7 protein-coding genes are annotated in these 12,523 nt (G+C 52.9%); all 7 read right to left on the bottom strand.

Annotated elements, in window-relative coordinates; genetic code table 11:
- Nucleotides 1-8 precede the first annotated feature (8 nt).
- The 7 genes from mutS to ACKQTC_RS02075 are packed head-to-tail and all read right to left on the bottom strand — an operon-like array spanning nt 9 to nt 12,518.
- Entirely contained in the window at nt 9-2,612 is a 2,604-nt protein-coding gene (mutS, locus tag ACKQTC_RS02105; protein ID WP_408976780.1) for a DNA mismatch repair protein MutS, read from the bottom strand.
- 8 nt (nt 2,613-2,620) lie between these two features.
- A complete protein-coding gene (locus ACKQTC_RS02100; protein ID WP_408976779.1) occupies nt 2,621-5,005 on the bottom strand; it encodes an endonuclease MutS2 in 2,385 nt (794 codons plus the stop codon).
- Nucleotides 5,005-7,479 (bottom strand): U32 family peptidase, encoded by a 2,475-nt coding sequence (locus ACKQTC_RS02095; protein WP_408976778.1) that lies wholly within the window; start codon nt 7,477-7,479, stop codon nt 5,005-5,007. The genes ACKQTC_RS02100 and ACKQTC_RS02095 overlap by 1 nt, the downstream gene beginning before the upstream one ends.
- Nucleotides 7,472-9,403 carry a ribosomal protection-like ABC-F family protein gene (gene abc-f, locus ACKQTC_RS02090; protein WP_408976777.1) on the bottom strand — a complete coding sequence of 644 codons (1,932 nt, stop codon included), beginning with the start codon at nt 9,401-9,403 and terminating at the stop codon, nt 7,472-7,474. Before abc-f ends, ACKQTC_RS02095 begins: the two co-directional genes overlap by 8 nt.
- Before the next feature lie 26 nt (nt 9,404-9,429).
- Complete coding sequence (rlmN, locus tag ACKQTC_RS02085) at nt 9,430-10,494, bottom strand: 23S rRNA (adenine(2503)-C(2))-methyltransferase RlmN (protein ID WP_408976776.1); 1,065 nt, start codon at nt 10,492-10,494, stop codon at nt 9,430-9,432.
- Nucleotides 10,487-11,842: a 16S rRNA (cytosine(967)-C(5))-methyltransferase RsmB gene (gene rsmB, locus ACKQTC_RS02080; RefSeq protein ID WP_408976775.1), complete on the bottom strand. Its 1,356-nt coding sequence runs from the start codon at nt 11,840-11,842 to the stop codon at nt 10,487-10,489. The genes rlmN and rsmB overlap by 8 nt, the downstream gene beginning before the upstream one ends.
- Nucleotides 11,835-12,518, bottom strand: a complete 684-nt coding sequence (locus tag ACKQTC_RS02075) for a zinc metallopeptidase (protein ID WP_408976774.1) — start codon at nt 12,516-12,518, stop codon at nt 11,835-11,837. Before ACKQTC_RS02075 ends, rsmB begins: the two co-directional genes overlap by 8 nt.
- Between the last annotated feature and the right edge of the window lie 5 nt (nt 12,519-12,523).

Raw genomic sequence — 12,523 nt, 5'->3', positions numbered from 1 at the left:
CAACCTTTCTATTGATCTGAAGACTGGAGGAAACGACCTGCCTCCTCTTTAAGGGCCAGGGCCCGATTCAGCAAATCCCCGACAGACATCCCTTCGATATCCCAATCGGCCAGCAAGCTGATGAATTGTTCTAATTGCAAGTTCTGCTCTCTGAGGCTAATGTCCTCATCCTTCACAGCCGTTAAGTTAGCTTTTTCTTCTTTTTCTAAGGTCTGAAGAGCATTCTCTGCCATGGCAATGATTTCTGCCGGCAGTCCGGCCATTTTGGCCACATGAATCCCATAACTCTTACTGGCCGGTCCTTCTTTAATGGTATGCCGAAAGACAATATCAGAGCCGACATCGTCTACCGCCACCGACCGGTTAACAATTCCGTTGTCTTGGGCCAGGCTGGTTAATTCATGGTAGTGGGTGGCAAAGATGGTCATAGCCTGGATCCGCGTATTCATGTAGCGGACAATCGCATAGGCAATGGAAAGACCATCATAGGTGCTGGTCCCCCGGCCGACTTCGTCTAGGACCACCAGGGACCGGCTGGTGGCGTAATTCAAGATATTGGAAACCTCGTTCATTTCAACCATGAAGGTACTCTGCCCCTTGGAGAGCTGGTCGCTGGCCCCAATCCGGGCAAAGACCCGGTCAACAACGGCTATTTCTGCAGCCTCTGCCGGTACAAAGGACCCAATCTGCATCATAATTGAGGCAATGGCAATGCTCCGGCAGTAGGTACTCTTACCACTCATATTAGGCCCGGTTAAGAGGACAAAGCGTGAGGACACCGGATCGAAGGAAACATCGTTGGCCACATAGTTCGTCGCCCCTACGGCCTGCTCAACCATAGGGTGGCGGAGGCCACGAATGGAGATGCCTTGGTCGATGGGTACCGGCCGGGTGTACTGGTTGCGGATGGCGCAGCTGGCCAAGCCGGCATGGACATCTAGGAGGGCCAAGAGTCGGCTGGTGGCCAAGATCCTTGCCACATGGTCCCCCAGCTGGCGACGGATATCTACAAAGAGGTCATACTCCAAGCTTTTCAGCCGGTCGCTGGCCCCCAGCATTTTTGCTTCCATGTCTTTGAGGTCCGGGGTGATGTACCTTTCCGAATTGGCCAGGGTCTGCTTTCTTTCATAATCTGCCGGGGCCTTGTCCAACTGGCTTTTGGTGATTTCAATGTAGTAGCCAAAGACCTTGTTGAAACCCACCTTCAGATTTTTAATATTGGTCCTTTCCCGTTCCCGGTCCAGGAAATCGGTCAGCCAATTTTTACCATCCCCGACCATGCTGCGGAGGTCATCGACCTCGTCATTATAGCCATCCCGAATGAGGCCACCATCGCGGAGGGAAAAAGGCGCATCCACCGCTATGGCCCGGTCCAGGAAGGCGTAAAGGTCCTGGAGGGTATCGAAAGACCGATCAAGGACTTGGAAACTGGGGGTCTTGAGCTGGGCAACCACCCTCTTGATGGCCGGCAGTCGCATTAGGGACTGTTTTAATGAAAGGAGGTCTTTGGCGTTGGCCGTTTGGTAAGAAATCCGAGAGGTGATCCGCTCCATATCCAGAATATGCTCAAGCTGGTCTCTCAGGGCCTCTCGTTCCTGGTGGGCATGAAAGAATTCTGCTGTTGCAGCCAGCCGGTTTTCTATTTCCGACCGCTGGGTCAGGGGGTGTTCTAGCCACTGGCGCAATAAGCGGCGGCCAAAGGCGGTTTTGGTTTCATCCAGAATATCCAGGAGGGCCGGCGAGCCATCATTGAAGGCCAGGGACCGCTCGATTTCCAAGTTATACCGGGTGGCCCGGTCCAGGACCATGTAGTCATCAATTTGGGTGAGGTGGAATTGGGTAATATTGGCCGCCTTACTTCGCTGCATCGTTTCGATATAGCTCAAGAGGCCACCAGCTGCGGCAATGGCTGCCCCTTCTCTTGAAGGGTTGGCATAGCCGAAGACTTCCAGACTATTAACCTGGAAATGGCCCTTGAGATAGGCTTCAGCATCCTCCAGGTGGAAGGCGTGTTCATAGTGGCCGTTGTATTGGATGCCATGGTCACCGAGGATGTCCTGGCAATGCGCCAACAAGACCGTGTCTGCCTCGCTGTAGACAATTTCAACTGGGTGGTAGCGGTCCAGCTCTTCCAGGGCCTTGCCGGTCTCCGTTGGATAGAGGGCAAAAAAGGCCCCGGTAGAAGCATCCGCAATGGCAAAACTGGTCTTTTTGCCACTGGAGGCCACGGCGGCAATATAGTTGTTATCCTTGGCAAGCATCTGGTCGTCTAAAACAATCCCCGGGGTAATAATCCGGATGACTTCTCTTTTGACTAGCCCCTTGGCTTCCTTGGGGTCTTCGACTTGTTCGCAAATAGCGACTTTATAACCCTGGCTCACTAAAGTGGCCACATAGGATTCGGAAGAATGAAAAGGAACCCCGCACATGGGGACTTTAACATTGTTGCCCCCATCTCGGGCCGTTAAGGCCAGACCCAGAACCCGGCTGGCGGTTTCTGCATCTTCACCGAACATTTCATAGAAGTCGCCCATCCGAAAAAAGAGGATGGTATCCTCGTGCTCAGCTTTAATGGCATTGTATTGTTTAAACATCGGCGTTGTTCCTTGCATGCTTCCTCCTATTTAATCTGCACGACAGTGGCCCCGTCACCACCTTCGCTAAAGTCGCCCAAGCGATAACCGGCGACATGGCTGTTTTTCTTCAGGGCGGTATGAACAGCCTGGCGTAAGATGCCGGTGCCCTTCCCATGAATGATGGTAACTTCATTTAAGTTGTTGAGGGCCGCTTCGTCCAGGTACTTATCCATAATGGCGACCCCATCTTCAGGGTACTGACCGCGGATATCCAGTTCTGTTGAAACGGATTTGACTTTTTTACCGGCTGACTTCTTGGGATTGCCGGCTGTTGAGGACCGGCCGGCGCTACCTCCATGAGCCAAATCACTGATATTCACATTTAATTTCATGGGGCCGGCCTGGACCAATAAATCGCCCTTTTTATCCGGCAATTCCAGGACCGTTGCCCCCTGGGAAAATTTCGGCAGGTAGACTTCCTGGCCAACTTCCAGGCTGTCTTTTTCTAAGGGCTTATGGGTGCTGACTTCGTTTTTATGACGTAAGTGGGCAGCCCCTTTTGCGGCCCGGCGGCCCAGCTGCCTGACCTGACTGACCCCTTTTTGGGAGGGGTCCTTTCTCAACTTCTTCAGCTCTTGCTCAATCAGGTCTGCTTCGGCCCGGGCCTCTGTTAAAATTTTAGCGGCCTTATCTTTACTATGGGCCAGCATGGCCTCTTCCTGTTTGGCCAAAGTCGAGGCCTTATGTCTAAGATCCGCTTCCCGACGGTCCAGTTCCTCTTGCAAATCCTTTAACTGTCGGTCTAATTCGGCCGTACGCAGTTGTTCCTCTTGCAGGTTTTTGATGAGCCTTTCTGTTTCACTTTCAGCCTCTTTAGCCAGTTGGTCCGCCCGGTCAATGACGCTTTCCTCTAAGCCAATCCGCTTGGCGATGGCAAAGGCGTTACTATTACCGGGGACCCCAATTAAGAGCCGATAGGTGGGCTGGAGGGACTCCACATCAAATTCGACACTGGCATTGGTGACGCCCGGCCAGTGGTAGGCAAAACGTTTCAGCCGGCTATAGTGGGTCGTCGCCAGGACATAACTGCCCTTGGCCAGAGACGCTTCTAAAATAGCAATGGCCAGGGCTGCCCCTTCAGAAGGGTCTGTGCCGGCCCCAAGCTCATCATATAAAACCAGGGTGTCCTTGCCCAGTTCCGGTAGGATTTGGCATATTTTGGTTAAATGGGCTGAAAAGGTACTCAAGGACTGCTCAATACTCTGTTCATCGCCAATATCGGCAAAAACCCGCCTAAAAAGGCCTATCCGACTATCTTCTCGGACTGGAATGTGGAGGCCCGACTGGTGCATCAGGATTAAGAGACCCGCTGTCTTAAGGCTCAGGGTCTTCCCCCCGGTATTGGGCCCGGTGATGATGAGGGCCTGGCGGTGGTCGCCCAGGTCGATATCAATCGGTACCACCGTTTCCGGGTCTAAAAGGGGGTGACGGGCCTTGATCAATTCAAAAAAGGTCCCCTCTTCAAAATCCGGGGCAACGGCCTTCATTTGCAGGGCCAGCCGGCCCTTGCCAAAGGTGAGATCCAGGTGAGCTAAAATTTCAAGGTTATCAAGTAAATTGGGCACATAAGGCCGGAGCAGGTCGGCCATTTCCCTTAAAATTCGCAAGACCTCTTCCCGGTCGGCCAATTCCAGAGCAGCTACATTATTGTTTTTCTCCACCAAGGCCAGGGGTTCGATGAAAAGGGTAGCCCCGCTGGCACTTTGGTCATGGATGATGCCCGGCATTTTTGACCGGTAGCTGGCCTTGACCGAAAAGACGAAGCGGTTATTCCGGATGGTCAGAATCTGGTCTTGGAAATAGTCCTCATAATTTCTATTATGCAGCATTTTTTCCATTTGGCTGCGGACCTGCTGGCGCAGGCTGGCCTGGTTCCGGCGGATATTGGCCAATTTATCGGAGGCATGGTCCAAGACCTCGCCATCGTCCCCTATTTTTCTTTTAATGCTCTTGGTCAGGGTGTCAAAAACATGGAGGCCTTCTGCCCAGTCGGCTAAGGCCGGGATATCATTGGGACTGTGTTTTTCCAGCAAGAAGCTTTTCAGCCGCTTGGTCGCGTAGAGGACTGTATAAATCCGTAAAAAGGAGGGTCCTTCCAAGACGCCCCCTACCTTCACTGTTTTTAACAGGTCTCGGATGTCATGGATGCCCCCCAAGGGGATATCCCCATCCACTTCTAAGAGGGATAGGGCCTCTGCTGTTTCCGCTTGCCCCAGGGCAACTTCCCGGGCATGGATCATCGGTCTCAAGCGGCTGGCAGCCTGTTTACCCAGCTGGGAAGAACACTCCTTCTCCAGGCGGTCTATGATCTTAAAGTAATCTAATTTTTCCAGGGTTTTAGAATCTGCTAGGCCAGCAGCTGTATTCATTAAAACACTCCTTGTATGAACTGTTCATCGGCCGGAGGGGTATCCTTCATTAACCCAGCGAGGCGGTCTGCATCAGTTGCCTTAAAGGCCGGTTCGCCCTGAGCATACCGGGTCAGGGCATCAGCAAATACCTCGACCAGGGTAGACAGCTCCGCCTGGCTTAGATAGGCCCCTTCAATCCGCCAACTATCGAGGGATAAGGCCAGGAGGTCGTCCATATGCTCATATAAAGACAGGAGCCGCCCATTGAGGACCAGGAGGTCTCCGTAGCTGTTTTCGGAACAGGGGAACTGGCTGCCCTTGGCCTGGTGGAGGACTGCGGGATGGTCCAAATCAGTCTGTCCGGCTTCCGTTAAAGATCCATAAGCGCTTTGCAGGAGAGGATAGCGGCCGGCGATAATGATTTCCAGCGGCACATTGCCAATAGAAGACAGGTCATCAATCTGGTTCCGGCTTAGTTCAGGGGACAGGGTCAGACCGGATAAGCCTGCCTGGGTCCAAAAGCTCAGGGTTACGTCATTGGTGACATTAAGGGCGTAGTCCCCTCTTAAGTTCTCATACCACTGCCTGGCCGGCAGTTGAGAGATATTACTGATATAACAGGTGCTTACGCCCCAATCGGCCAATTGACGCAGGCGGTCTGTAGAGCTTTTTTGATGGTCCGGCATAACAATGGGACCTTCTTCAGCGCTGATGCTGCAACCGGCAGCGCGCAGGGCGGCTATGTCTGCCGCCTGCCAGGGGAAGGGCCCGGCCTGGGCCGATACCTTGATAATGATGTGGTGAGCGCCCTGGGCCAAGGCCAGCTGGGCCTGGTCAGGATTAGCTACAGTGACAGCCAGGTCCGGCAGCGGCCAGGTCTTCATCTGAGGCGGAATCCTGTCTAGCAAGGTATAGACCCCCTCCAAAAAGGCCTCCCTGCTTCTTTTTTCCCGGTCGGTCTCTTCTTCAGTGAAGGCCTCAACAGCCAGGCGTCTGACCCGGTTTAAGACACTGGCCGGAATAAAGACATCCTCTCCGGCTTCCAAGCCGACTTCCCCGAGGACAAACCGCGTCCCGCCCAAGCGGTCCAGTTGCTTCCGTACCACCTCTAAATCAGTGGCCTGGCGGTTAGCCGCTTGGACAATATACTCATCTTCAAGGGTTACCGGCAGCTCTTGGTCAGAAGCCAGGACTTGAGCCGTTAAGGGCGCGCCGACACTGGCATAAAGATAGATATCCAGTTGGTCCTTGCCACTCGGAATCTGTTTTTCTTCCCGGGCCAGCCCCTTAACCAGTTGGTTGTCATAACTCTTAAAAATATGATAGGGACCACCGGGTATTTTCTTAACCTGACTCGGTAACTCGACCAGGTGGCCTTTCTTAGCCCGCCGAACCTCTTCTTTGTTGACCAACATTTTATTAATATAGCCGCCATCGAGGACAGCACCTTCGCCATCCAATAAAACATACCCATCACCGAGGGCCAGGGGTTGGTCAAGGTTTACAAGCAGGCGATTTTTTTCCACTTTTTTAACCTGGCCCAAGGGGATCCCCTTGTGGTTAGCCAGCCGGGTGCTGAGCAGGTCCTCTTTTCCCGCCCCACCAAGGTAACCCTGGGTAAAGCCACCCCGGTTATAAATCTGAGCCATTTTACTGATTTCACGGCTGACCTCTTGACTGGTCAGGGGGTGATGGGCCATGCAGGCATCAATCTGCTTGCGATAAGCACCGACCGTTGAGGCGATGTAGGCTTCTTTTTTCATCCGCCCTTCAATCTTTAAGGAACTGATCCCCAGTTGGAGCAGGGTGGGTAATTCTTTCAGGGTGCACAGGTCTTTCATACTGAGCAGGTGCCCCTCTTCCACGACCTGGGCCTGGTCATCGAGGAGCTGGTAATTTTGTCGGCAGGGCTGGGCACAGGCCCCGCGGTTACCGCTTCGCCCGCCGCAGAAGCTGCTCATCAGACAGTTGCCCGAATAGCCCATACAGAGGGCCCCATGGATAAAGACCTCCAGCTCTATGGGTGAGGCTTCATGGATTTTTTTAATGTCTTCCGCAGTGCACTCCCGGGCTAAAACGACGCGCTCAAAACCCAGATCCTGGAGTTGAACGGCACCTGCCGCATTGTGAACCACCATTTGGGTGGACCCATGCAGGGGCAGGTCTGGGAGCTCCTGTCGCAAAAGAGCAGCCAGGCCCAGGTCTTGAATAATCAGGGCGTCAACTCCAGCCTCATAGAGGTCATAAGCGGCCTCGAGGGCCTGGCCCAACTCATGGTTGAAAAGCAGAGTATTGACTGTGCAGTAGGCCTTGACCCCATACCGGTGGGCATAATCAATGCCGGCCCGGATGTCTTCCGGGCCAAAGTTTTTGGCATAGGCACGGGCACTAAAGGCTTGACCACCAAAATAAACGGCATCGGCACCGACATTGACGGCCGTTTTCAGGCAGGACAGGTCGCCGGCCGGTGCTAATAATTCGGGCTTATTCATCGACTAATGCCTCCAATAACTCGCTCGATGTGCTCCAAGTATGATACAAGTTTTCCAGGTCTGCTTCAAGCTGGTCCTTTTCTGACAGTCGGGCTTCATAGGTCTCCTGGGCCTCTTTACTATAATTTTGCGCAGCCTCAAGGAGGGCCTTTTCCACTGCCTCTAAGGCATCTTCTTTTTCGGCAATTTCTTGTTCAGCCCGAGCTATTTCATCCCTCAGCTTACTTTTGCTTAATTTATTTTTGCCGCCCTTCTTTGGCGAAGGCTTCTTAGCCGCCAGCCCTATGTCAGCCCTTTCCTCAGCGCTTTTTAAGGCCGCCAACTCTGCCTGCTCGGCTAGCTTTTCCCGATAATAGCTGTAGTTGCCGTAATAAATCTGGACTTCCCGGTTATCGAAGGCCCAGGTTTTATCTGTCACCTCATCCAGGAAGTACCGGTCATGGCTGACAATTAGCAGGGTGCCCGGGTATTCCTTTAAGTAGGCTTCCATAACCTGCTTAGAGGCGATATCCAGGTGGTTGGTCGGTTCGTCCATGATGATGAAGTTCGGGCGTTCCAATAAAAGCATAAGCAGGGATAGCCGGGCCTTTTCCCCACCGGATAGGCTTTTGACCTGCTTGTCCCAGTCGCTTTCAAAGAAGAGCATCTTAGCCAGTTCACTCCGGGACTCTGGTAGGTTTAAATCGGTATGGTAGAGGATTTGGTCTAAGACCGTGCTCTCATAGTCCAGCCGTGATTGCTCCTGGTCAAAGTAGGCCCAATGCACCCTGGACCCAAAGCTAACTTCTCCGGAAGCAGGGGGAATTTGGCCAATAATGGTCTTCAACAAACTGGACTTACCGCAACCGTTGGGTCCAATGATGCCAATTTTATCCTGCCGGTAAACCGTTAAATTCAAGTGGGAAAAAAGTAGGTCCTGGTCAAAGCCTTGGGAAAGGTCATGAAGGTCCAAAACAATCTTAGCAGACATATCCACATCAAAGTCCTTAAAGTGGGCCGTCTTATCCCCTTCTGTCTTCTCCAGGATTTGGAGGCGGGCCAGTTTTTTTTCCCGGCCCCGGGCCTGCTTGGCCATCCGCCCGGCCCTGTTTTTTTCAATATAAGCCTGTTCCTTGGCAAGCATCCGCTGCTGGTTGGCTACAGCCTTGTCATGGGCCAGGTCGGCCTCCCGCTTCAAGACCAGGTAACGGGAATAGTTACCCGAATAGGCGGTTAAGCTGCCATGGTCCAATTCCAGGATCTTAGTGGTGACCTGGTCTAGGAAGTAGCGGTCGTGACTAATGAGCAGAAGACTTCCCTTGTAGTTTTTCAGGTAGCCTTCTAGCCAGTCGAGGGCCTTAATATCCAGGTGGTTGGTCGGTTCGTCCAGGAGCAGGATATCCGGCTCTCGAACCAGTAAAGCAGCTAGCTCCAACCGGGTTCTTTCCCCACCACTAAAGGTATGGAGGGGGCGGTCATAGTCCGCTTCTGTAAAACCCAGGCCCTGGATAACCCCCTTGACCCGGCTTTCTATGCTATACCCCCCCTGCTTTTCATAGGCATGGGTGAGGTCAGCATAGCGGTCGTAGATATCCTCGAGGCCTCCGCCATCGGCCTGGCTCATTTCTTCTTCTAACTGGCGGAGTTGTCGCCGCATATCCAGGATATCAGCAAAGACGGCCATCAGGGCATCCAGTAAAACCGTCCCGGACTGGAAGTCAATCCGTTGCTCCAGGTACCCCAGGGTACAGTCTTTCTGGAGACTGATTTGACCGGCCTCAATAGGCAATTCACCGGTGAGACATTTAAAAAGGGTTGTTTTTCCGGCGCCATTTGGACCAATTAAGCCGATTTTTTCGCCCTCTTGGATCACGAAGGACAAGTGGTCGAAGGTTGGCTCTACAATATAGGCATGGCGTAAGTCAGATGCTTGAAGGACAATCATTGTCTCACCTCTTGAAATAGATTAAATCACTCCGGGGCAGCCAAATGGTTGGCTTTAAGCTGACCGCAGGCCCCATCAATATCCGCGCCTTTCTCCTCGCGAATGCTGGCAGCCAGCCCCTTGGCGACCAGTTTATTTTGAAAGGCCCGAGAGGCCCGCATATCCGGCCGAACAAAGTCTTTGCCACTGACGGGGTTGACCGGGATAATGTTAAAGTGGCAATCCAGCCCCTTCACCAACCGGGCCAGTTCATCAACTTCTTTGTTGCCGTCATTGATCCCGGCAATCAGGGCATATTCAAAACTAATCCGCCGGCCGGTCTTGTCACAGTAATAATGGCAGGCCTCTATTAATTGGTCTAAAGGATAGCTTTTAGCGACCGGCATAAGCCGGCGGCGGGTTTCATCATTGGAAGCATGGAGAGATATGGCCAGCCCGATATCTGTCTGCAGGTCTGCAAACCGTTTGATTTCCGGCACCAAGCCACAGGTAGAGATGGTCATCCGGCGTCTGGCCATATCCGCCCCCCGCTTATCGCAGAGGATATCTATAGCCTTGATGACCGTATCAAAGTTGGCAAAAGGCTCCCCCATGCCCATAAAGACCAGGTTGCGAACCTGCATCGGCTCCCCTTCTGCCTTTAAGAGGGCATTGGTCCCGTAGACTTGTCCCAGAATTTCCGCAACGGTTAACTGCCTGTGAAAGCCCAGGGTCCCGGTCGCACAAAAAGAGCAACCCATCGCACAGCCGACCTGGCTGGACACACAAAGGGTATTCCGCTGCTTGCTATAATCACCGCGGTACTTCATAAGGACACATTCAATCAGCTGGCCATCGCCCAGGCCCAAGAGGTATTTTTCCGTCCCATCTTTGGAAACCTGTCTTTTGAGGCAGGTCGCCAATTCGATGGTGTAACCGTCTGCCTGCAGCTGGTCAATCAGGGCCTGGCTGACATTGTGGGCCTGGTCTAAGGCGGTGATTTGCTTGTCATGGAGCCAGGCAAAGAGCTGCTTAACCCGAAAGGCCGGCTGACCATAGCTGGTCAGCAAGGCTTCCAGCTCATCAAAGGATAAGTTTCTTAAATCAATCATCCTGGCCTACCTTTCGGAATTTCGCTATAAAAAAGCCGTCCATTTGATCCCGCTGGGGGATAATCCGGCAGATATGCTTGCCCTCCTCTACCTGATAAGGGGTCAAAAGATCCGGCAGGGAATCTGGTTTAAAATCTGGATGGCGGTCGAGGAAGTGCTGGCACTGGTCTTCATTTTCAGCCCGTAAGGTGGTACAGGTGCTATAAAGAAGGGTCCCACCCAGCTTGAGGGCTGCTGCCGCCTTATCCAGGATAGCCGCCTGCAAGTGAACCAAGTCAGGCAGCTGTTGGCGACGTCTCTGCCAGCGGGCATCAGGGCGGCGGTTGAGCACGCCCAGGCCTGAACAGGGGGCATCAACGAGGACCCGATCATAGAGGCCCTGGGCTTCCATAGCCTGAGCGTCTTGAACCTGGGGCTGGATGATGGAGATGCCGAGCCGGTCCATGTTTTCCCGGATGAGCTGAACCCGGTGGGGGTGAAGGTCAAAGGCATCAATCCGGCCTTGATCCTTCATCAGGGCTGCAATATGGGTTGTTTTCCCGCCGGGCGCGGCACACAGGTCAGCGATATACTCACCGGGACTCGGATCCAGGGCATGGGCAACCAGCATGGAAGAGGCATCTTGGATGATAAAGTCACCGGCCTGAAAGCTCTGGAGCTGGCGGAGACCGCCTGGGTTATAAAGGGCCAGGCCTTCAGGCACCCGGTCCAGCCGGTCGGCCCGGACCCCTTCCCGGGCCAATTTCTGAATTAAGGCGTCTGGCTGAATCTGTAAGGTATTGACCCGGGCCAGGAGGGGCGGCCGGGCGTTCATGTACTGGCACAAGGCCTCTGCGCCGGCCTTGCCGTATTCTTTCAGCCAGGTATCTACAATCCACTGGGGAAAACTGTAGTACTTGGCCAGGTAGCCAGCTGCATTTTTCCGCTTATCCGGCCATTTCACCGGTTGGTCGTCCTTGAGATAGTTCCGCAAGATGGCATTGATGAATTTATCTGCCTGTTGGTGTTTACCTTGGAGCCGTTTGGCTGTATTGACGGCCTCACTGACGACAGCATGGTCGGGAATCCGGTCTAAAAAGATCAGCTGGTAGAGGGCCATCCGCAAAATTTGGTGGGTATAGCTGTCTAATTTTTTAAGCGGCTTATTGCTATAGTTGGCCAGGACATAGTCCAAATGGTCCCGGTAGGTCACTGTGCCATAGACCAGCTCTGTGACCAACCCCTTGTCTTCAGCAGATAGCTCACAAGAAAAAAGGGCTTTATCCAATTCAAGATTGGTATAAGCCCCCTCTTCATCAACCGCATAGAGTATCTGCACCGCGAGATCACGTGCATGATGCTCAGTCACTGCGGCCACCTCCAAAAATAAGAATCAAGCGCAAGAGTTGAAAAATAGCTGTTACAGCAGCCGCTACATAGGTTAGGGCAGCGGCACCTAAAACCGACTTGGCGCCGGCAAGTTCGCCCTGGTTCAAAATATTTTCTCCACCCAAGGTCGCAATGGCTCGGCGGGAAGCGTTAAACTCCACCGGCAGGGTGATGACCTGGAAAAAGACGATAAGGGAGAAGAAAATAATACCCCATTTGATAAGCGGTGCTGCACTCAGCACAATCCCCAGGATAATCAACGGCAGGTACAGAAAGCTACCGAAATTGGTAATGGGGATAACGGTATTACGAATCCGTAAAGGAAAATAGCCCTTGGCATGTTGGATAGCATGGCCGACTTCATGGGCGGCAATCCCCACCGCAGATATGGAATTACCGTAATAAACGTCATAAGACAGGCGGACTTCTTTTTCACGTGGGTCATAATGGTCACTAAGTTCGCCGCCGATTTGACTGATGGTTACATCATAAAGGCCATTATCATCAAGCATCTTACGGGCTACATCTAAACCGGTGTACCCTTGCATATTGGCGATATCATTATACTTGCGATAGGTACTGGATACCTTACTTTGGGCATAAATCCCCAGAATCAAGCAGGGAATGAGTAGTAGAAATGTCGGGTCAAAATACATGATTT

Origin of the sequence: Peptococcus simiae (assembly GCF_046097595.1) — a bacterium.
GTDB classification, from domain to species: Bacteria; Bacillota; Peptococcia; order Peptococcales; family Peptococcaceae; genus Peptococcus; species Peptococcus simiae.
Note: the sequence above shows the minus strand (reverse complement) of the source record. Positions and strands in the feature narration are given on the sequence as shown.

What these genes read in the sequence shown, in the direction of transcription:
- abc-f (WP_408976777.1), bottom strand. Translation starts at nt 9,403, where the DNA reads ATGATTGTCCTTCAAGCATCTGACTTACGCCATGCCTATATTGTAGAG.
- ACKQTC_RS02100 (WP_408976779.1), bottom strand. Translation starts at nt 5,005, where the DNA reads ATGAATACAGCTGCTGGCCTAGCAGATTCTAAAACCCTGGAAAAATTA.
- rlmN (WP_408976776.1), bottom strand. Translation starts at nt 10,494, where the DNA reads ATGATTGATTTAAGAAACTTATCCTTTGATGAGCTGGAAGCCTTGCTG.
- mutS (WP_408976780.1), bottom strand. Translation starts at nt 2,612, where the DNA reads ATGCAAGGAACAACGCCGATGTTTAAACAATACAATGCCATTAAAGCT.
- ACKQTC_RS02075 (WP_408976774.1), bottom strand. Translation starts at nt 12,518, where the DNA reads ATGTATTTTGACCCGACATTTCTACTACTCATTCCCTGCTTGATTCTG.
- ACKQTC_RS02095 (WP_408976778.1), bottom strand. Translation starts at nt 7,479, where the DNA reads ATGAATAAGCCCGAATTATTAGCACCGGCCGGCGACCTGTCCTGCCTG.